The sequence below is a fragment of the Vibrio sp. B1REV9 genome, from assembly GCF_905175395.2.
Lineage (GTDB): Bacteria > Pseudomonadota > Gammaproteobacteria > Enterobacterales > Vibrionaceae > Vibrio > Vibrio alfacsensis.
Genome location: NZ_CAJIMW020000221.1, coordinates 872,964 through 894,855, shown reverse-complemented (window position 1 = coordinate 894,855; position 21,892 = coordinate 872,964). Strand labels below are relative to the sequence as shown.

General features: G+C 44.2%; 17 protein-coding genes and 2 pseudogenes. 10 read left to right on the top strand and 9 right to left on the bottom strand.

The genetic code is table 11. The annotated features are described in order from the left end of the window. Positions 1-11: 11 nt before the first annotated feature. Together phoR and KHN78_RS04520 are read left to right on the top strand one after the other, a co-directional pair. Positions 12-1,313 (top strand): phosphate regulon sensor histidine kinase PhoR, encoded by a 1,302-nt coding sequence (gene phoR / locus KHN78_RS04525; protein WP_211919943.1) that lies wholly within the window; start codon positions 12-14, stop codon positions 1,311-1,313. After that, positions 1,310-2,278, top strand: a complete 969-nt coding sequence (locus tag KHN78_RS04520) for a PstS family phosphate ABC transporter substrate-binding protein (protein ID WP_211919942.1) — start codon at positions 1,310-1,312, stop codon at positions 2,276-2,278. The genes phoR and KHN78_RS04520 overlap by 4 nt, the downstream gene beginning before the upstream one ends. 14 nt (positions 2,279-2,292) lie before the next feature. Here KHN78_RS04520 and ppx read toward each other — a convergent pair whose 3' ends face one another. Continuing rightward, entirely contained in the window at positions 2,293-3,798 is a 1,506-nt protein-coding gene (gene ppx / locus KHN78_RS04515) for an exopolyphosphatase (protein ID WP_211919941.1), read from the bottom strand. Continuing rightward, positions 3,782-5,872: a polyphosphate kinase 1 gene (ppk1, locus tag KHN78_RS04510; RefSeq protein WP_211919940.1), complete on the bottom strand. Its 2,091-nt coding sequence runs from the start codon at positions 5,870-5,872 to the stop codon at positions 3,782-3,784. The genes ppx and ppk1 overlap by 17 nt, the downstream gene beginning before the upstream one ends. 207 nt (positions 5,873-6,079) lie before the next feature. Here ppk1 and KHN78_RS04505 point away from each other — a divergent pair, with 207 nt between their 5' ends. The 5 genes and pseudogenes from KHN78_RS04505 (at position 6,080) to phoU (ending at position 11,530) form a co-directional block, all read left to right on the top strand. Then, on the top strand, positions 6,080-8,284 hold the full coding sequence (locus KHN78_RS04505; RefSeq protein WP_211919939.1) for an ABC transporter permease subunit: 2,205 nt from the start codon (positions 6,080-6,082) through the stop codon (positions 8,282-8,284). A 27-nt stretch (positions 8,285-8,311) separates the two neighbouring features. Beyond that, positions 8,312-8,762: pseudogene (locus tag KHN78_RS22060) on the top strand (phosphate ABC transporter, permease protein PstA); the annotation flags it as partial. Between the two features lie 287 nt (positions 8,763-9,049). Beyond that, a pseudogene (gene pstA / locus KHN78_RS22055) lies at positions 9,050-9,985 on the top strand (phosphate ABC transporter permease PstA); the annotation flags it as partial. Positions 9,986-9,987: 2 nt separating this feature from the next. Further along, the gene (gene pstB / locus KHN78_RS04495) at positions 9,988-10,806 is read left to right on the top strand and encodes a phosphate ABC transporter ATP-binding protein PstB (protein WP_211919937.1); all 819 of its coding nucleotides are present in this window, start codon (positions 9,988-9,990) and stop codon (positions 10,804-10,806) included. Between the two features lie 25 nt (positions 10,807-10,831). Continuing rightward, positions 10,832-11,530, top strand: a complete 699-nt coding sequence (phoU, locus tag KHN78_RS04490) for a phosphate signaling complex protein PhoU (protein WP_211919936.1) — start codon at positions 10,832-10,834, stop codon at positions 11,528-11,530. 29 nt (positions 11,531-11,559) lie between these two features. On the opposite strand, the gene KHN78_RS04485 is transcribed toward phoU, so the two are convergent. The 6 genes from KHN78_RS04485 to KHN78_RS04460 all read right to left on the bottom strand — a co-directional run bounded on the left by KHN78_RS04485 (position 11,560) and on the right by KHN78_RS04460 (position 16,281). Then, complete coding sequence (locus KHN78_RS04485; RefSeq protein ID WP_211919935.1) at positions 11,560-12,039, bottom strand: hypothetical protein; 480 nt, start codon at positions 12,037-12,039, stop codon at positions 11,560-11,562. A gap of 53 nt (positions 12,040-12,092) precedes the next feature. Then, the gene (locus KHN78_RS04480; RefSeq protein ID WP_211919934.1) at positions 12,093-12,731 is read right to left on the bottom strand and encodes a YadA C-terminal domain-containing protein; all 639 of its coding nucleotides are present in this window, start codon (positions 12,729-12,731) and stop codon (positions 12,093-12,095) included. 139 nt (positions 12,732-12,870) lie between these two features. Continuing rightward, positions 12,871-13,800 (bottom strand): LysR family transcriptional regulator, encoded by a 930-nt coding sequence (locus tag KHN78_RS04475; protein ID WP_211919933.1) that lies wholly within the window; start codon positions 13,798-13,800, stop codon positions 12,871-12,873. Between the two features lie 9 nt (positions 13,801-13,809). Continuing rightward, positions 13,810-14,586: a polyphosphate kinase 2 gene (gene ppk2, locus KHN78_RS04470; RefSeq protein WP_211919932.1), complete on the bottom strand. Its 777-nt coding sequence runs from the start codon at positions 14,584-14,586 to the stop codon at positions 13,810-13,812. Positions 14,587-14,654: 68 nt separating this feature from the next. Beyond that, complete coding sequence (locus KHN78_RS04465; protein WP_211919931.1) at positions 14,655-15,398, bottom strand: copper homeostasis protein CutC; 744 nt, start codon at positions 15,396-15,398, stop codon at positions 14,655-14,657. A gap of 274 nt (positions 15,399-15,672) precedes the next feature. Continuing rightward, the gene (locus KHN78_RS04460; RefSeq protein WP_128811563.1) at positions 15,673-16,281 is read right to left on the bottom strand and encodes a peroxiredoxin C; all 609 of its coding nucleotides are present in this window, start codon (positions 16,279-16,281) and stop codon (positions 15,673-15,675) included. A gap of 199 nt (positions 16,282-16,480) precedes the next feature. Between KHN78_RS04460 and KHN78_RS04455 the strand changes: the two genes are divergently transcribed. From KHN78_RS04455 to aceA, 3 genes are all read left to right on the top strand, one after another. After that, positions 16,481-17,386 carry a hydrogen peroxide-inducible genes activator gene (locus KHN78_RS04455; RefSeq protein WP_211919930.1) on the top strand — a complete coding sequence of 302 codons (906 nt, stop codon included), beginning with the start codon at positions 16,481-16,483 and terminating at the stop codon, positions 17,384-17,386. A 606-nt stretch (positions 17,387-17,992) separates the two neighbouring features. Then, a complete protein-coding gene (aceB, locus tag KHN78_RS04450; protein ID WP_005424786.1) occupies positions 17,993-19,621 on the top strand; it encodes a malate synthase A in 1,629 nt (542 codons plus the stop codon). A gap of 148 nt (positions 19,622-19,769) precedes the next feature. Further along, positions 19,770-21,083: an isocitrate lyase gene (gene aceA, locus KHN78_RS04445; protein WP_211919929.1), complete on the top strand. Its 1,314-nt coding sequence runs from the start codon at positions 19,770-19,772 to the stop codon at positions 21,081-21,083. A gap of 190 nt (positions 21,084-21,273) precedes the next feature. Here aceA and KHN78_RS04440 read toward each other — a convergent pair whose 3' ends face one another. Further along, a complete protein-coding gene (locus KHN78_RS04440; protein ID WP_211919928.1) occupies positions 21,274-21,723 on the bottom strand; it encodes a CBS domain-containing protein in 450 nt (149 codons plus the stop codon). Positions 21,724-21,892: the final 169 nt, after the last annotated feature.

The following is a 21,892-nucleotide window of genomic DNA, read 5'->3' as shown; positions in this document are numbered from 1 at the left end:
CGGAGTAATGAGTGGTTGAAAGATTAACGTGGAAAAAGCTGGCTTGGGAGCTGGCTTTTTTTTACACCCCTTGGGTGATTATAGGTTGGATATTTGGTTATATGCCGTGGTTGCTTTTAGCTGCCACGGCTTTACAGCTTGTGTGGCACTTGCATAATCAAGTTCGTTTATCTGCTTGGTTATGGGATGAGAAGCGTCTGACGCCACCATCGGGTAGCGGCAATTGGGAATCTCTGTTTAACGGTTTATATCGTTTGCAGCAGCGTCAGCGTCGCAAACGCAAAGAGCTAACAAACTTAATCCGTCGTTTCCGCAATGGTGCAGAATCACTACCCGATGCAGTGGTGGTATTTCGTGCTGAAGGCAACATCGTATGGTGTAACAAACTGGCGCAACACCTTTTGGGTTTTCATTGGCCGGAAGACTCTGGACAACCTATTTCCAATCTTATTCGTACTCCAGACTTCATTAAGTACATCAGTAAACAAGATTTCTCTGAACCACTAGAGATGCGCTCGCCGCTCAACGTAGAGCGAATGTTAGAACTGCGTATCGTACCTTACACAGAGGGTGAGCACTTGATGGTCGTACGTGATGTCAGTCAGCTTAAGCAATTGGAAGGGATGCGCAGAAACTTCTTTGCTAACGTTTCTCATGAGCTACGTACACCAATGACGGTTTTGCAAGGCTATCTCGAGATGACGGAAGATCCTGATATGCTCGTTGGCCCTATGTGGACGAAAGCACATGGTGTTATGACTGAACAGCTTAATCGCATGAACAGTTTGGTTAATCAACTTTTGACGTTATCGAAGATCGAAGCGGCACCAATGCATGAATTGGAAGATGAAGTTAACGTACCAAGTATGTTGGAAATACTCGAGAAAGAAGCGAACAGCTTAAGCGGTGATGATCGGCATCGATTGACATTTGATGTTGATTCTACCTTACATGTTCTAGGTGATGACGATCAATTACGCAGTGCGATCTCTAACTTGGTATACAACGCAGTGAAGTACACGCCGCCAGGTGCTCATATTAATGTGCGTTGGTACCAAAGGGCTCAAGGCGCTTGCCTTGAAGTTGAAGACAGCGGAGATGGGATTGAACCGCAGCACTTACATCGATTGACGGAACGTTTTTATCGCGTTGATAAAGCGCGCTCTCGTGATACCGGAGGCAGTGGCCTCGGTCTTGCTATTGTAAAACATGCGCTTAGCCACCATGACTCTCATTTAGATATCCATAGTGAAGTTGGTGTTGGTAGTAAGTTTTCGTTCGTTCTACCAAGCCGTTTGGTGGTAAAAAAATGACTGCTGTCAGTATGCGATTTAAATCTGTAATGTTGGCTACTTTGCTATGCTCGAGTGCAGCGTTAGCACAGGATACGAAGCCATTACCGAACTACCAAAAAACAACGGGAATCGCGGGTAATTTGCTGTCTGTTGGATCAGATACATTAGCTGGAATGACGACGCTTTGGGTAGAAGAGTTCAAATCCATCTACCCAAATATTAATGCTCAGGTTCAAGCATCTGGCTCATCGACGGCTCCTCCTGCATTGACAGAGCAAACTGCTCAATTTGGTCCTATGAGTCGTTCCATGCGTTTGCGTGAAATTGAAGCATTTGAACGAGTTCACGGCTACAAACCAACGGCTTTGAGAGTCGCCATTGATGCAATCGGTATTTTTGTGCATCAAGATAACCCGATACGGGGGCTGAATTTTAATCAGCTTGATGCGATGTTCTCAGCAACGCTGCGCTGTGGCGAAAGTGAGTTCATCACAAATTGGCGTCAATTGGGTATTAAAACAGAGTGGGCAAAACGCAACTTGCAGCTCTTTGGGCGCAATTCTGTTTCTGGTACTTATGGTTATTTTAAAAGTAATGCACTGTGTGGTGGTGATTTTAAAACACGAGTAAATGAACAACCCGGTTCTGCCTCAGTTGTTCAATCTGTGGCATCGACGATCAGTGGAGTTGGTTACTCAGGTGTGGGTTATCGCGTTGCTGGGGTTCGTTTAGTGCCAATCGCAAAATCAGGCGAGCATTATATTAGCCCTACGCGAAAAAATATCGTGACAGGTAAGTACCCACTATCACGCTATCTTTATGTATATATTAATAAACACCCAGATTACCCATTGAGTCCTATTGAATCTGAGTTTATCCGTTTTATATTCTCAGCACAGGGGCAAGCTTTGGTTGCAAAGGATGGTTACGTGCCTATTACTGCCGATTTAGCGGCATACGAGTTGAAGAAAGTCGGCCTATAAGCCGACTTTTTTGATTAAAATGTTAATTGCCACCCGACGTTATTCCAACGAACCTGCTCCTCTTCTAGATCTGCCTCTAGTAATTTATTTTGCTCCAGCCAATTATCATCAGAGCAGGTAAGATGCCACTCATCGTCTTTTATACACAGAGTTAACTCTGGTAGCGGGTCTTCACTCCGTTGCCCATTGACGACAATGGCAAGGCGTAAAACTTTAATCAAATTGATGATGTCAGTTTGTTTGTATAGGTTGAATTCTGGCAATTCATTGAGCTTTAGAGATTTTCGTTGAAAACGAGCCAGTGTGGCCAGGACCAGTTGCTGCTCTCTATTGAAGCCAGGTAAATTGGAATGCAAAAGAATATAGAACGAGTGTCGATGGAAGCCGCGCAAACTAATACTTAAACCAACTTCATGCAAAAGTGCGGCCCATTCTAGCAAATCGAACAGTTCACTTTTTTTCTTAATGCCAAGCTCTGAACGGATGTTACATAGCATTTCGCGTGCATGGCCTTTCACTCGTGCTGCGTGTTCAATATCAACAAGGTGTTTTTTAGCGAGATTTTCCGTTGTGCGCATGCGGATATCAGAACGAGCAAAACGTTCTTCCATCTCATAGAGCAGACCCTCTCTCAATGCGCCATCAGAAAAGAACATTTGATTGATTTTTAATGATTGGAATATGGCAGACAAAATCGCAACACCGGCAGCAAACACAGGTTTACGATCATCGGTAAGACCTGCTAAATCAATGTCATCTATCGAGTCAAATTCGCAAAGATGTTCGATTAGCTTCGTTAATCGCTTATTCGTAATTAAGCCATCTTCATAGCCAAGGCCAATTAGGACTTCTCGAATGGCTTTGATTGTGCCGGATGAACCTAAGGCAATATCCCAGCCTTTTTTCTTGTATTTATTGGCAATGGACTCGAGCTTTTGTCCTGCCGCTAGCATTGCTTTGTTGAAATTCTTACGCGATAGTTTGCCATTGCTGAAAAACTGTTCGTTGAAACTGACGCATCCCATTTGCTTACTGTTGAGCACTTCAGGTTCAAACTCGTGGCCAATGATCATCTCAGTACTACCACCGCCAATATCCACCACTAACTTCGAGTTGGACTCTACTTGAGTATGGGCAACACCAAGATAGATAAGGCGAGCTTCTTCTTCTCCAGCAATGACTTCGATGGGAAAAGGCAGAGCATCTTTTGCTCGCTGGATGAATACGTGCGCATTGTTAGCTCGGCGCAGTGTATGAGTTGCAGCCACTCTAACATTCTCGGCTTCGAACCCTTGTAAACGCTCTGCAAACATCGCTAGGCATTCTAACCCTCGTTCCATAGCCGCATGGCTAAGATTCAACTCATCATCAAGGCCGGCAGCCAAACGGACGCGCTGTTTGTGGCGGCTGACGAGTTGTAAATCACTCCCGACCACTTTAGCGACGACCATATGAAAGCTGTTTGAGCCTAAATCAATGGCTGCAATATGACGTACATCTTGTTCAAGTCTCTGAGGCATCGTGTTTTTGTTTTCTTACTTGTTTTTCTATATTTTTAAGATAGTCGTAGATAGCGATTTGTGAGCGAACTTTTTTACGGTTACCGCGAGGAACGTAAGTGTTACTCATCTCTTTATCTATCAACCGAGCTTTTACCGTATCAGTAAAATGGATGTTGATGATATCGATAATTCTTTGTTTCAAGCGAGGATCTCGAACTGGAGCGGTGACTTCAATACGATGGTCGATATTGCGAGTCATCCAATCTGCCGATGAGATATAAACTTGAGGATCGCCATCATTATGAGTGATTACGACGCGAGGGTGCTCTAAAAAGCGATCAACAATACTGATGATACGAATGTTCTCACTCACCCCCTCAATACCAGGCACTAAAGAGCACATGCCTCGTATAATCATGTTGATTTTTACGCCGGCATTACTTGCACCATAAAGTTTATTGACGATGCCTTTGTCGACTAAGTTATTCACTTTAATTGTGAGTGAGGCCTTTTTTCCTGCTCTCGCGTTGGCTATCTCAGCATCAATCAATCGGTAGAGTTGCTTCCTAGAATTTCTTGGAGAGACAATGAGGTGTTCGAACCGAACTGGTCTGTAAGGGTTTTCAATGTAGCCAAATACATTACGAACTTCGTTGGTTATGTCTTGATCGGCGGTAAGAAGCGCGAAGTCGGTATAGATACGAGCGGTTTTCTCGTGGAAGTTACCTGTTCCAATGTGCGCATATCGAATGATGTCACTCTCTTCACGACGACTAATAAGCAACAGTTTAGAGTGTATTTTAAGACCAGGAGTCCCAAATACGACGTGTACACCTGCATCGGTGAGAACTTTGGACCATTCGATATTGGCCTCTTCATCGAAGCGGGCTTGGAGCTCGACTACGACGGTAACGTTTTTTCCGTTGTGAACAGCATCGATCAACGAGTGCATCAAACGTGAATCTTTTGCTACCCGATAGATGTTGATCTTTATACTCAGCACTTTGGGATCAAAAGAGGCTTGGCGTACGAGTTCTGATATATGATCAAACGTGTGATACGGGTAATACAGTAGAATATCCTTGGCTCGAATTGCATCAAAGCTATTGGGGTAACCCTCAAAGTCAGCGCATTTCATCGGAGGGAGTGGCTTGTTTTCTAAGTAATCCCGGCCAACATTAGGAAAGCCAATAAAATCTTTAAAGTTATGATAGCGACTACCAGGAATTAAGCTGTCGTAATGAGATATTTTGAGCTTGTTGCACAAAAAGTCGAGCATCTCTTGTGGCATATCACGTTCATAGACAAACCGAACTGGCATTGCAGTGAGACGTTGACTTACGCCTTCTGACATTTGTTCAAGTAAGCTGTGTTCTATTTCTTGACGGAGATCGTAATCGGCGTCTCGAGTCATTTTCATCGCATAGCCGTTGAGTTCATCGTAATCGAAAAAACCTTTGAACAACTCATCTAAGCAATATCGAATAATATTATCGAGCAAGATGATCGTTTTTCGGCGCTTGCCTTTCTGCTCTGGCACCATGACAAAGCGAGGTAAGTGATCAGTAGGGATTTCTATTAGAGCGTATTGGGATTGTTCGCCTTTTTTAAGATCTACGACGATATAAGCATATTCATCTTTGAGAAATTGCAATACATCTATGTCATCTTTCATTAGTAAAGGCGTAATGTGAGGCATGACATCATTACGGAAATATTTTGTTATCCAACGCTTTTGAGCATCATCGAGTTGGGTTTCATTAACTAGAAAGATCCGACGTCGTGCCATTTCACGAATTAAATCGCCGTAGAGTTCATCGAACTGATCATTAAGTTTCAGTGCTTTAGTCTGCATCTTACTTAATAGGTGTTTGGAGTTATCAGTGACCCCGCGCTCTTGGTTGATCAAAATTCGACGCTTTACGTCGGCAAATCTTACTTTGTAGAACTCATCTAGATTATTAGAAAAGATGCCTAGAAATCGAATGCGCTCAATTAAGGGAACCGTTTTGTCTGCGGCCTCTTGCAGAACTCGTTCATTAAAAGATAGCCAACTAAGTTCTTTTTCTATATAGAGTTTCTCAGAGCTCATAATTCTACCTAATCTAAAAGTGAAGCATTCCATGCTCACGATGGAAATAAGATAAATGTGAACACTATGAGATTTTCGTTACAGATTTATTTCATTCTACACATTGCATAAGAGTTGTATTCTTTTCAGTTGTTTAATGTGATCTGTAATATAATTGTCATCTTAACGACATATTCTAGTACTAAGTCAAAAAGGGTAGAGAGATCAATGGCACAGGCCGAGTTTTCATTGCAGGAAAAAGATAAGAAACGATTGTTCAAAGATCGTTTAGTCCGATTTGCAGTGACCTCAGGAGGTGTCGGTGTTCTCGCTGCTCTCGTGCTGATCTTTGTTTACCTTGCCATGGTGATCATTCCTCTGTTTTCTGATGCAGAGATCGAAACTAACTATGCCTCTCGCGTGACTCATTCTGGTAAGCCCCTCGCAATTTCTGTTGATGATTACTCTCAAATTGCTTTTGAATTGACATCTGATGGTCAGCTACGCTTTTTATCTTTGGACGACCCTAATAAGCCAGTGCTGTATGAACAGCAAGTGGCAAAAAATCCTGTTGCTTTTTCTCAGTCAGCCCCAGGACTTGGTTGGTATGGCTTGGTGGGTGCTAATGGACAAGCCCACATCTTCAAGCCGGAATTTAACGCAACCTTACGAGAAAATACTCGCCCTCCAGAGATTATAGATCTGCAATCAAGTATGAACATGCAGCTGAGCGACACGCACGATCCTGTTACCTTATTTGCCTTTAGTGCGAATACGGACGCTTTAACGTTAGTATGGCAAACTCAGAGTGGTTTGCTTAAAGCGCGTTGGCAAGAGACGCCGGGATTGGGGATGTCTCCAACTGTTGTTGAGTTTGCTTTTTCATCGGCGTTTGATAAACCTGAACAGATGTTGCTTACGCCTGATGGGCAAACTCTGTATTTACGTACGGGCTCAGAGCTCATTGTTTTGGTTAAGCAGTTGGATAAGTTTGCTGTTCGAGAAGTGGTTGATTTAACAGAGGGGGACCAAAAGCACTCTGTGAGAACTATGGATCTTTTAGCTGGTGCGTATTCGCTTTTGGTGACTCATAATGACGGAAAAGTGTCTCAGTGGTTTGATACGTTGCAAGGTGATCAGCGAAAGTTAACCCATATTCGCGATTTCAAATTAGCGTCGGAGGTGAAGTATTTGCTTCCTGACTCTCATCGCAAAGGTTTTTATAGTTTTTACACCAATGGCACATTACAAAGTCATTACACGACAAGTGAAAAGTTAGTCCTGTTTGAACGCGCGTTTCATCAGGCTCCCGCTATTGCGGCAATGTCGAATAACGAACGCTATTTGATTACGTGGCAAAATAACGAGTTAAGTGTTACCGCGGTTGATAATCCTTATCCAGAAATCTCATTGTCTTCCTTGTGGCAAAAAGTGTGGTACGAGGGCTATCCTGAACCGGAGTTCGTGTGGCAATCGACGTCGGCAAGTGATAACTTCGAAGCAAAATTTAGTCTTGTTCCCATCGCATTTGGCACCATTAAAGCGGCGATGTTTGCGATGCTGTTTTCAGTGCCACTTGCCGTATTGGGGGCAATATACACCGCGTATTTTATGTCGCCGCGGATGCGCAGAGTCGTTAAACCATCCATTGAGCTGATGGAAGCGCTGCCTACCGTTATCATAGGTTTTCTTGCTGGGCTCTGGTTTGCCCCGATTGTTGAAGATCACCTAATTACGGTGGTGGTGTTATTGTTCGTATTGCCTTTAAGTACAATGGTTATTGGTGCGTTGTGGGCCCTACTTCCTCAGAGGCTGCGCAATCAGTTTCCTAATGGTTGGCATGCGTTGGTATTAATGCCTGTTCTATTGCTACTTATCGTTCTGGGAATATGGGTTTCTCCGACGCTTGAACAGCACTTTTTTGGCGGTGATATCCGACTCTTTCTTACCGATCATGGTATTGGTTTTGATCAGCGTAACGCGCTTGTGGTTGGCCTTGCGATGGGGTTTGCCGTCATACCGACGATTTTTACTATTGCAGAAGATGCGATTTTCTCCGTGCCTAAGCATTTGTCAGATGGCTCCCTTGCGCTGGGAGCGACACCTTGGCAGACCTTGATTTATGTGGTTTTGTTAACGGCGAGCCCTGGTATTTTCTCCGCCATAATGATGGGATTGGGGCGCGCGGTGGGAGAGACCATGATTGTACTAATGGCGACGGGCAACACACCATTAATGGATTGGAATATATTAGAGGGTTTGCGAAGTTTGTCGGCAACGATAGCGGTAGAGCTACCAGAATCTGAAGTGGGAAGCTCACATTATCGATTATTGTTCCTCTCTGCATTGATTTTGTTTGTCTTCACTTTCGCGGTGAATGCGTTGGCTGAGTGGGTACGTCAACGACTTAGGGATAAATATCGTGCGTTGTAATGATTTAAAGAGAGAGCGGGTGGGCAAGTGTTAAATTGGATTCGTTCTGGCGCACCTTGGATTTGGCTGACGGGTGGGGCGGTAAGTATCAGCTTACTCTCAGTTTTAGGTTTGCTGTTGCTAATTGGTTGGAAAGGTCTGACTTATTTTTGGCCTGCACCTTTGTATCAATGGAATGTTGCAGCGCTCACCCCAGTGCAAGGCGAAGTGCTGGATAAAAACTCAATACTCGTTGGTCAAATCTATGAGCGTAGTTTTGTACCTAGGAGTTATTTACCAGAAGATGCTCGAAATAAACTGGCCGATGATGAAGAGTTTGCCACGCGGCTCAACATTAAAATTGCAAATCGAGAGCTGTATCCTGCCGATTTTATTTCCGTACTAAAAATGCAATTGGATGAACCTACTACGCCAAGCGAGTGGGCGGTGATTGAGCGCAGTAGTGGCGGCTACTTCTTTGGCAAAATTGTCGCCTTTCAAGATGGACAAACACGCTACGAAAATAACATCCAGGATTTGTTGAACAACAAATTGAAAGATGCGGAAAGATTGCGCCGTGAAATTGATATGCTGGTGGATGATCAAGTGAAAGATCTGGGCTGGCAGTTGGAACAACTGCGTCTCGCTAAACGTAAGCATGAGTTAAACAACACGATCACGGACGAATTTCTAGCTGATAATAGCAAACAGAAAAATGCACTCGAACAAGAGTTGGCTATGCTCGATGTCCAACTTGATGGCCTGAGGCTAGGGATGTCTGATTATTCCCTAATCGTTGAAGATATGATGGGAGAACAAGTTACCATCCCCTTGAAAGACATTTTGGACTATTGGTATCCAAATAGCATGTCATTGCCAGAGAAAGTGGCACATTGGGGGAAGCAAGTGTGGAAGTTTCTATCAGAAGATCCTCGCGAATCTAACTCTGAAGGAGGGGTATTTCCCGCGATATTTGGCACTGTTTTTTTGGTGATCATCATGTCGATAATCGTCATGCCCCTTGGTGTTGTGGCAGCCATTTATTTGCATGAATACGCTAAAAATAACGCGTTAACCCGAATTATTCGAATTGCGGTTATAAACCTTGCAGGTGTTCCATCGATTGTTTATGGCGTGTTTGGTCTAGGCTTCTTTGTTTATACGATCGGAGCCTCAATCGATAACGTATTTTACGTAGAACGATTACCTGCCCCAACTTTTGGTACGCCAGGTTTGCTTTGGTCTGCCTTAACACTCGCTGTATTAACTTTGCCTGTTGTTATCGTCACGACAGAAGAGGGACTGACCCGTATTCCTAACTCAGTACGGCATGGTTCACTTGCGTTAGGCGCTACACAGTTTGAAACCTTATGGCGTGTTGTTTTACCTATGGCGACCCCTGCCATTATTACCGGTTTAATCTTGGCGATTGCGCGCGCGGCAGGCGAGGTGGCACCATTGATGCTGGTGGGAGTAGTGAAGCTGGCCTCTAGTTTACCCGTCGATGGGCAATTCCCTTATGTGCATCTAGAAAGAAAATTCATGCATTTAGGTTTTCATATTTATGATGTCGGCTTTCAGACCTCGAACATCGAAGCGGCGAGACCGTTGGTTTACGCAACTTCGTTCCTACTCGTGACCGTGATTGTCGGGCTAAACTTAACGGCAATTAGCATTCGAAATAATCTACGCGAGAAGTACAGAACGTTGGGACAAGATTAAGCATGTTTAACTTTGACAATACATTAGGTTATGAACCGCCATTAGATGTGCATAACCTAACGGATGAACAAACCGCTATTTCAATTGAAAATCTGAATTTGTTTTATGGCCAGGCTCAAGCTTTGCATGATATTTCGATGCGTATCCCTCGTGGTCGAGTGACCGCGTTTATCGGCCCGTCAGGTTGCGGAAAATCAACGCTTTTACGCTGTATCAATCGTATGAACGATTTGGTTGAGGGCTGTAAAGTGACCGGAAAAGTTCGACTGCATGGTAAAAATGTGTATGACCCAAGTGTTGACGTGGCAACCTTGAGACGTCGAGTCGGTATGGTGTTCCAACGACCGAATCCATTCCCCAAATCAATTTATGAAAATGTTGTCTATGGGCTACGCTTACAAGGTGTCAAAAATCGACGCAGCTTAGATGATGCGGTAGAACGCTCGTTGCGCTCTGCAGCACTGTGGGATGAGGTCAAAGATCGCCTACATGAGAATGCCTTTGGTTTATCTGGCGGGCAGCAACAACGTTTGGTTATTGCCCGAGCTGTTGCTATTGAACCTGAAGTGCTGCTGCTTGATGAGCCGACTTCAGCTTTGGATCCAATATCAACTTTAACCATTGAAGAGCTTATCAACGAGCTCAAGACTCAATATACTGTAGTTATCGTTACTCATAACATGCAACAGGCAGCGCGAGTAAGTGACCATACCGCCTTTATTCATATGGGAAAATTGATCGAATACTCGGATGCAGATTCAATTTTTACCTCACCAATGAAAAAGAAAACCGAAGATTACATCACGGGGCGTTACGGCTAGCCCTAATTTTATTTAAAGGAACATCATGCATTTTGGACGCCATATCTCTGGGCAATTTAACGTCGAGCTAGAATCCATTCGTACCCATGTTTTGACAATGGGAGGATTAGTTGAGCAGCAGTTGTCTTATGCCATTCAGGCTTTGAATAAAGAGGACGTTGAACTGGCACGAAAAGTGGTGCGTGATGATCACAAAGTGAATGCGATGGAAGTCTCTATTGACGATGCTTGCACTCGTATCATTGCCAAACGCCAGCCTACGGCAAAAGATTTACGCTTGATTATGGCAATCATTAAGACCATTACTGACCTTGAGCGCATTGGTGATGTGGCGACTCGTATTGCCAGAGTGGCGATTGAGAGTCCATCCTCGAAAGAACGTCAATTTCAAGTTTCCCTAGAGCCATTATGCCGTCAAGCTATCCAGATGCTGCACCAAGTGCTTGATGCGTTTGCACGCATGGATGTGGAAGCGGCTGCGGAAGTGTATAAATTGGATGATAAGCTGGATGCTGAGTATGAAGCGGTAGTTCGTCAATTGATGACTTACATGATGGAAGACCCTAAAAATATCCCTCATATATTGCAAGTTATGTGGTCGGCACGTGCAATCGAACGTGTTGGCGATCGATGTCAGAATATTTGTGAGTACATTATTTATTTTGTGAAAGGAAAAGATGTGCGCCATCTTGGTGATCAAAGCATTGATGACGCATTAAAGTAGTACTAAATACGGCGTTCGACATTTTATTGTTACAGACGAAGACCAAAACCCACAGAGAACTGTACGGCAGTATCGGTAAAAGTGTGGGTTTTATCATCTTTAAATATATCTAAATCCGCCCCAGCTCTCACCGAAAACATCGGATTCACTTGATAGACATAGGCCCCTCCGACACTTAAGCCTTTTGTGTCTCTTTTCTCTTCTCTGTAAGAACCTCGATAGTCAGCCATACCTAAACTAGCTTGAAACCCCATTTGAGGTTGGTGTGCAAACATATGCTGAAAGCCAAGGCGATAAGCATCTATTGTTTCATCGAAGTTGCCACTGGTATAGGTGACTTGAGAGTAATCAAAATAGAGTACGTCAAAGCCAGCAATATCATTGGTACCGATTTGAATGCCAGCACCACGAAATGAACCAACTTTCACTTCTGGAGAGATAAATAGTCCTGTTGCTTGTACAGATAGCGGGGCAAGAACAAGTAAGAAAAGAGTAAATCTGAGTTGCATATAATAACCTAAGTTGGCGCCATCCTTGGCTATGGACTTATAAGATAGATTTTTTACTTAAACGTAAATTGCACGCCCACACCGCCTGCGACTTCAGACGACGAATATTTACCTGACGATTCGTAGTGGAATGTACCCGATAAACTTACTTGATCGGTTAATCCATAAGCGCCACCTACAGCGACAGCCTCTTTACTACCAGCAAAGCCGACACCTGCGCCAATAGCCAGTTCCCCATTTGTCGCATATGGGCGAGCGTTGGTCACCGCATGCAAACTGGCACGAATCCCATCCATTTGCTCAGCTTGTTCATTCAAACGGTAATCATATTCTCTCGCAAGGTTTTCTAGATGATTTAAGCGAGCATCAGTAGGGTTGTTTTCAATTGGATTTGATGGCAACTGAGGCGTCGGACGATCTGGAATACTTGGAATACCGTTGTCTTTTTCCGGCAAGGTTGGTTGCTCCGGTGCGGCCTCAATTGGCGGTGTAGGTGACTGATCTGGGTGTGGACGATCAGGTACTCCAGGAACGCCATTGTCGATCTCAGGTAGAACTGGTTGTTCTGGAACTCCTTGAATTGGGTTTGCTGGGGTACCTGGATCTGGACGGTCAGGTATAACCGCTGCAAATGAGCTAAATGAAGCAAGTAGGGTACAGGCAGCGGTTAACTTCGCAATGTTGTGTGTCATGTATGAATTCTCAATCAATAAACGAGGGACAGCATCCATACTGCAGCAATCGCTTTTCTAATATCCCGTAAAAGCAGGGCTATCTTATTGAGAAATATGATATATGACTAAATGGCAGTCATTATCTCAATGATAATCATCACTTATCACTTTGCTGCTTCAATCCTTGCTTAGCTAGATTTACTAACCAGCTAACCAAAGGGTTATTTCGATTTCGAACATGCATATGAGCATGAACAGATTTCATCTGGGGTTGACCATCAATGGTTATATCTAGCGCTCTTAAGCCAGGGTATTGTTCTACAGGAAATAGGTTTGAGTGAGGTAAATACATATCAGTATGTCTAACCACATCAAGTATTGCAGTGACCATTTCTGAGCGAAAACCAATAGTATGTTCGATGCTCATCTCGGTGAGTAACTCTGACGCATAGCTAAATTTATCGTTCCATCCTGGAGAAATCAGAGAAGCAATGGGGTAACCAGCAAGATCTTTGGGTTCAACATGGGGCTTGGTTATAGGATGGCCGTTACGAACAATAATTCTACCTTTTAAATCAAGTAATTTGGGTGTGTAGATTTCTTTATTGGAGAGAAGTAACTCATAGTTCACGCCTAGTAATGTTTCACCTTTCAAAATTTCATCTATGGTACTGTTTGACCAACTGACTAACTCCAGTTGAGCGTTGGGCGCCTGTGTTTGTATCTTCTTGAAGAGAAAGCCTGGCAGGCAAGTCATGGTGATAGGGGCTAGAGCAATACGAATTTTATGATCAATTTCTGCTGGGTCAAACTTGTTGGTGAGATTGACTGCTGCTGCCAGCCCACCAAGGTGAGGCGTAATTCCACTATTCAGTGATTCAGCAAAAGGAGTCGGCTCAAGACCTGTTTTGACCTTAACAAACAATTCATCGTTAAAATGGTTACGCAGTTTTTGCAATGATTGGCTTATTGCAGGTTGAGAAACAAACAAGCGTTGCGATGCTTTACGCATATTTTTTTCTTGCATTAGAACTACAAAGGTTCTCAATAAGTTTAAATCTAAGGTGCTGTACAGGTCTTTTGCCATGAATAATCTCTAATACTTATCGGGAACAAATGTTTGGTCTTCGATAGGCGCTCGAATGTAACCGTCTTTGTTCAGCTCTGGTAACGCGATTGGCGGATACTCAATTTCTTGATATTCAATGTGACTGAGTAGGTGGCTAATGCAATTGAGTCGAGCTTTCTTTTTATCATCAGAGGGCACAACCCACCAAGGACAGTTTTTCGTATCTGTGTACGCGAACATCTTATCTTTGGCTTCGGAGTATTCTGCCCAGCGATTGCGTGATTCTAGATCCATTGGACTGAACTTCCAGCGTTTGATTGGTGTATGAATGCGTTCGAGAAAACGCTTCTCTTGCTCTTCATCAGAGACTGAAAACCAGTACTTAATGAGAATGATGCCAGAGCGCTGCAGCATGCGTTCGAATTCAGGACAAGAGCGGAGAAACTCTTCATATTGGTCCGGAGTGCAAAAGCCCATGACGTTCTCTACGCCTGCTCGGTTATACCAACTGCGGTCAAATAGAACAATTTCTCCAGCGGCGGGTAGATGGGCCACATAGCGCTGAAAGTACCATTGGGTTTTTTCTTTTTCAGTGGGGGCTGGGAGTGCGGCGATGCGGCATACGCGAGGATTGAGTTTTTCAGTAATGCGTTTGATAACACCACCTTTTCCAGCAGCGTCTCTACCCTCGAATAGAATCACTACTTTTAAGCCTTTGTGTTTCACCCACTCTTGTAGTTTAACCAACTCAATTTGCAGCTGTTCTAGCGCGTCTTCATATTCCTTTTTTCTTAGTTTTGCCATTAGTGAACCTCCTTCCTTAGTTATCAATATGTTAGCACTTGATAGTCAAAGAGGGAGGCTCGTGATGTTTATTTGAGAGCTATTACCATGTTTGCAATGGCTTCTTGGCTAGTGATTGGGATAACAAAGTCATCGATATCCGCCGCGCCCATTTTGCTTTGACCAGAGGTGAATGTCATGTGACTAGGACGAGTGGTTTTTCCAGACAAGTGCACTTCCGTCACCTGAGTTTGTTCAATCAACTGGCTTACGTTATCGGCGTTTATTCCCGCTCCGGCCATGATCGCAATACGACCTTTCGCTTTCGCTACTAATACTGTAAGCACATCGATACCTTGTGGAGCTGATGCAGCTAACCCCGATGTTAAAATGCGCTCGCAGCCGAGGCTGATGATTTCTTCAAGCGATTTTTCTGCGTCACGGCATTGGTCAAATGCTCGGTGGAATGTCACTCCTAATCCAAGCGCTTGGGCAAATTCACACAGCGCTGTTGCATAAGGCATATGAATGTCGCCGTCTTGAGTCAATACCCCAAAAACGACACCGTTCAAACCTGCTTGGTGTGCAGCTTCAATATCCCAACGCATCATTTCTATTTCTTCTTCGCTGTAGAAAAAGTCGCCTTGGCGTGGACGAATCATCGCGTAGACCGGAACGGAAGAAAGCTTAGCGGCTTGCTGCATAAATCCATAGCTTGGTGTCAAACCGCCTAAAGCCAGGGAGGAGCATAATTCGATACGCGTTGCGCCACCGGCAGTGGCATTGTGCAGGGATTCAATGTTATCGATACAGACTTCGAGTTGAGTGTTCACGTGTTTGTCCTGAATTATTGTAATTAGAACAAATACTAGCAGGACGAAAGAGCAGAATCTCCATCAGAGGTAGGAGAAATAGAGGTAAATTTTTTGAATCTTGCTTGCCTCTTTTCCTTGTCAAAATGGAGACAAAAAGAAAGCCCAGAGGAATACTCTGGGCTTTTTTATGACTTTACTTAGACTGATTGGCGTTTGCGGTTTTTCCGCGATAGCTTTTGCTTTATATATACATCCAACCAACTCGCCCGTTGAGCTTGGGCGGCAGTGTCTATTACTTGCTTAGGTCGTCTGCGTGCTCAGATAGGAACGCTGCAACACCTTTTGGCGATGCGTCCATACCAGCTTTACCTTCTTCCCATTGTGCAGGACATACTTCGCCGTGCTTTTGGTGGAAGTTTAGTGCATCAACCATGCGTAGCATTTCATCGATGTTACGGCCTAGTGGCAGGTCGTTAACTACTTGGTGACGTACAAGACCATCTTCGTCGATTAGGAAAGAACCACGGAAAGCAACGCCAGCTTCTGGGTGCTCTACGTCGTAAGCTTTACAAATTTCGTGCTTAACGTCAGCGATTAGAGGGTATTTAACTTGACCAATACCGCCATTCTCAACTGGCGTGTTGCGCCATGCGTTGTGAGAGAATTGAGAATCGATTGAAACACCGATTACTTCAACGCCTTTCGCTTGGAAATCTTCGAAACGGTTGTCGAATGCAATTAGTTCAGATGGGCAAACGAACGTGAAATCTAGTGGGTAGAAGAAAACAACCGCTTTCTTACCTTTAGTGAACTCAGCAAAGTTGAAGTTTTCAATGATTTCACCGTTACCTAGAACAGCTGCAGCAGTAAAATCAGGGGCTTGACGACCTACTAGTACCATTTTTTTGCTCCTAAAAATTATGGTTTGCTCCAAACCGAATTCAGTTATTTCAGTTTGGTCCGTGTTTGTGCGAGACAAACTATAGTACAGATTGTAGTATTGAAAAAAGCGAAATAAATAGATTGAGTTAATCGAAAAAAGCGATAAATCCCAAACTATTATCTCCATCACTAGAACAGCAATAGATACCAATAGAATTATGAATAAATGGCCTAGCTTGAAGCAGTTACACTATTTGGTCACTTTGCACGAAACGCGACATTTTAGCGATGCGGCTGAGCGTTGTTTTGTCAGTCAATCTACGTTGAGCAAAGGGATCCAAAATCTTGAAGAGTTGATTGGTTGCCCGCTTTACGAAAAGAAAGATAAAAAGAGCCCACTGGTTTTTACCCAAGCTGGTGAATTGGTGGTGCAGCAAGGTCGCGAATTACTTGCGAAAGGACAAGATTTGGTTGAGCTTGGCCGCTTGTGCCAAGGTGATGACATGGAAGGTCAGCTAAAGGTGGGGTGTATTCCTACTATTGCGCCTTTTTTACTTTGCGATCTAGTTCAAGAGGTGAATTACCGCTTTCCTCAACTGAATTTATTGTTGCGCGAAGATACCACGACGAATTTGTTGCAGGCGTTGCGTCATGGTGAGTTAGATGTGCTGATTTTGGCACTGCCCGTAGAAATCGATGGGATGGAAAGTCGTGTGGTGGGGCAAGACCCATTCCGCATGGTAATCAGTGCAAATCAAGCGGATTCTGTTTCTGTGCCTATCCGCTATGCTGATCTTCCTAATGAATCGGTTTTTTTATTAGAGAAAGAACATTGCCTAACTGAGCATGCTGTATCGGCATGTAAGTTAACCGATAAAGAGAAGATCAACCCATTCACCGCAACTAGTCTGCATACCTTGGTACAAATGGTGGCGAATGGTCTAGGCACCACGTTTATTCCGCAAATGGCCATTGATCACGGTTTGCTGCACAATCAGAACTTGGTAGTGATCGACCCTCCAGGTCAGCAGGCGTATCGCAATATTGGTTTAGTGTGGCGCCCTAGTTCGTCACGATCTAACACTTTTAATCAATTGGCAGATCTCGTCTCCGAACTGCTATAGCGATTAGTATTAGCCTGTACAACCTCAATTTAACTTCAAAAGCACACTGTAAAAAGTGTGCTTTTTAGCATTTTATTCTAACCGTGAACTTTGACTTGTAAAATTTCACAGACAAACTTTCATGAAGATTTCATAAAATAGTGAAATTTCACAATGTTAATTTTACACATTTTAGCCTTTAAAGCGTTTGAGTTGCGTTTAACTTCCTTATGCTAGCCCTTGTGAATACAAGGATTTTCTCCTCACCTTACTATTCATACGCCTGTTTGAATTCAAAAAAAGCCTGAAAAATAACTGTAATTAAATTACGTAATTAATTACAAATAACCATCAAAAATCAAACACTTGTTTGATTCCGAACAAAACTTCAAATTTAACGTTTTGTTTACTTTGGGGGTTTCGCTTAAACCGCTGTTGGTATAGCTTAATTAAAGGCTTGTAAGACTTATGTCTAGATTGAAAAAGTAACTTAGGTTGCGCAAGGTATAGACATAACGAAGCGAACTGAACACCAAATCAAAGGATGTAATTTGTTGTTCATAACTTACAAATGTAGCTTTAGGCTGACTGCCCAAGATGGATAAAGCACGTTAAGGATGAATGATTATGCTTGCTCAGACAGAACAAAAAACACAACAACTAAAGCAAACCCAAGGCATGCTTGAGGTGAATGGAGTCGTTGCTCCTGAACATCAAGCAATTTTCCCTGTTGAAGCCCAAACTTTTTTATCTCTACTGTGTGAAAAATTTGCCGGACGTGTTGAACAGTTGCTGGAAGCACGAGAAGAGAAGCAAGCACGCATCGATGCAGGTGAGTTGCCAGACTTTCTACCAGAGACACAAGACATTCGTGAAGGAAGCTGGAAGATCCTTGGAATCCCGCAAGATCTGCAAGATCGCCGAGTGGAAATTACCGGACCAACCGATCGCAAGATGGTGATTAACGCACTGAATGCGAATGTAAAAGTATTCATGGCAGACTTCGAAGACTCAATGTCTCCGGCGTGGAGTAAAGTTCTGGATGGTCAAATTAACCTGCGTGACGCTGTTAATGGCACCATCAGCTACACCAATCCTGGCAATGGCAAGCACTATCAGCTGGCAGAAGACCCAGCGGTGTTGATCTGCCGTGTTCGGGGGCTGCATCTAAAAGAAAAACATGTCACGTGGCACGGTCAGATCATTCCAGGTGCGCTATTCGATTTTGCTCTGTACTTTTACAACAACTATAAGGCGCTACTGAAAAAGGGAAGCGGTCCTTACTTCTACATTCCAAAGCTGCAATCGCATCATGAAGCGAAGTGGTGGAGCGAAGTGTTCCATTTCACCGAAGAGTATTTCGGTTTGGATACAGGCACCATCAAAGCGACTGTACTGATTGAAACTTTACCAGCCGTATTCGAAATGGATGAGATTCTCTTCTCACTGAAAGAGCACATCGTTGGTTTGAACTGTGGTCGTTGGGATTACATCTTTAGCTACATCAAAACACTAAAAAACCACCCAGATCGCGTACTTCCGGATCGCCAAGTGGTGACCATGGATAAGCCATTCCTCAACGCTTACTCAAGATTGTTGGTGCGTACTTGTCATAAACGTGGCGCATTTGCGATGGGCGGCATGGCAGCCTTTATTCCGGCTAAAGACCCACAAGAGAACCAAAAAGTGCTGGATAAGATCCACAACGATAAATCGCTAGAAGCTAACAACGGTCATGACGGCACTTGGGTTGCTCACCCGGGGTTGGCAGACACCGCAATGGAGGTGTTCAGTGCCACACTGGGGCAGCGCACCAACCAATTGGACGTGAGCCGCTCAGAAGACGCACCAATCACCGCCGCAGAGCTGCTTGAACCGTGTGAGGGTGAGCGCTCAGAAGAAGGTATGCGCCACAACATCCGCGTTGCGCTGCAATACATCGAAGCTTGGATCTCTGGCAACGGTTGTGTGCCGATTTACGGACTGATGGAAGATGCAGCAACGGCAGAAATCTCCCGTGCTTCTATCTGGCAATGGATTCAACACGGCAAGTCGCTCGATAACGGATTGAAGGTCACTAAGGAGCTGTTCGAACTCTACCTGAAAGAAGAGATTGAAGTCGTGAAGCAAGAAATTGGCGAGCAGCGTTACCAAGCAGGTCGATTTGAAGAAGCGGCAGACTTGATGGCAAGGCTCACCACCAGTGATGAACTGACCAACTTTTTAACCATTCCAGGTTACGACTACTTGGATTAACCCAAAGATTTAGAACACTCCATTTATTTAACTAATACATGTTTATTTAACCAATACGTGAAGGATTCGAGGCAGATAAGGATGTACTGCCTGAGAACGGAAAACTCAACGCACATGCACAAGTGCACATTATAAGAGGGATAGACCAATGACTAACTTAACTCGCCGCCAACAAATTGAAGCTCTGGAAAAAGATTGGGCAACCAACCCACGCTGGAAAAATGTAAAGCGTACTTACACAGCAGAAGAAGTAGTAGAACTGCGTGGCTCTATGGTGCCTGCGAACACAATCGCACAACGTGGTGCTGACAAACTTTGGTCACTGGTCAATGGTAGCTCAAAGAAAGGCTACGTAAACTGCCTTGGTGCACTAACGGGTGGTCAAGCCGTACAGCAAGCAAAAGCGGGTATTGAAGCGATTTACCTGTCAGGTTGGCAGGTAGCAGCTGACAACAACACCGCTTCGACGATGTACCCTGACCAATCTCTGTACCCAGTAGATTCTGTGCCATCGGTAGTAAAGCGCATCAATAACTCATTCCGTCGCGCAGACCAAATCCAGTGGTCAGCGGGTAAGTCGCCAGAAGACGAAGGCGGTATTGATTACTTCCTACCAATCGTAGCGGATGCAGAAGCAGGCTTTGGTGGTGTACTTAACGCTTACGAGCTAATGAAGTCGATGATCGATGCAGGTGCGGCAGGTGTTCACTTTGAAGACCAACTGGCGTCAGTGAAGAAGTGTGGTCACATGGGCGGTAAAGTACTGGTTCCAACTCAAGAAGCGGTGCAAAAACTGGTCGCGGCTCGCTTGGCTGCGGATGTTGCTGGTACGACAACGCTGGTAATTGCGCGTACCGATGCTAACGCAGCAGACTTGCTAACGTCTGATTGTGACCCATACGATAAAGACTTTATTCAAGGAGAGCGCACGCCAGAGGGGTTCTACCGTGTTCGTGCAGGTATCGACCAAGCTATTTCTCGTGGTCTAGCTTACGCGCCATATGCGGATCTCATTTGGTGTGAGACAGCAACGCCTTGTCTAGAAGAGGCGCGTAAGTTTGCAGAAGCGATTCATGCAGAGTACCCAGACCAACTGTTGGCATACAACTGTTCGCCATCATTTAACTGGGAGAAGAACCTAGATGCTGAGACCATTGCTAAGTTCCAACAAGAGCTAGCGGATATGGGCTACAAGTACCAGTTCATCACGCTAGCAGGCATCCACAACATGTGGTTCAACATGTTCGAACTGGCACATGCTTACGCACAAGGTGAGGGCATGCGTCATTATGTTGAGAAAGTTCAGCGTCCTGAGTTTGAAGCGGCAGAGAAAGGCTACACATTCGTAGCGCACCAGCAAGAGGTAGGTACGGGTTACTTTGACAGAATGACCAATACCATCCAAGGCGGTAACTCTTCAGTAACGGCATTGACGGGATCGACTGAAGAAGATCAGTTCTAAACGGGTTAATGGCAAATAAGCGGCCTGATTTAGAACGATAAATTATCTCACCTAGAGCTGTCGTTCGTATATGCAGAGCCGTTAGCTAGTATATAGAGAGCTATTAGCGATTATATTTAGAGCGGTTAACTATCATGTAGTTAGCCGCTTTTTTTGTTTGACCCAGTCAGAATCGATAATGGCTGTTGAATTACTCGTTGGGCTCTATTTCTTCTGGCTCAACTTCTTCTTGCAATTCTAGCAAGTTAATCGCGATGGTGACGAAGTCAGTGTCTGTAATGATGCCGACTAAGTTGCCTTTGCTGACGACTGGCAAGCAACCCACCTTGTGTTTTTGCATATAAATGGCGCTTTCTTTCAGTCCCGCTCTTGGTTCAGCGGTCATGATGTTGGTGTGCATGACATCGTTGAGTGGGGCGTCGAGTGTAAATGAGAATTCGTCTTTTTCGGTATGTAAACTCGATTCTTTGGCCGCGAGAATATCACGATGTGTTACCAAGCCTTTTAAATGCTTGTTTGTATCAACGACAGGAATATGTCGAATATCGAGTGCTTCCATCATGCTTTGAGCATCACGCAACGTATTGGTACTCAATAGTGTATGAGGGTTGCGTGTCATCATATCTTCAACCTTGATCATAGAGACCTCCAGAGGCGTTGTCCTTTACCTAAATATAGAGAAAATTTTGACCTATAACTGGGACCTAACTCGTTTTTCGTCAATAAATAAAAGTTAATAGACGGAGATCAATTTGAGTGATCAATGAGCGGTTTGTTTACATAAAACAGGTGAGTACAAGTGGACAAAA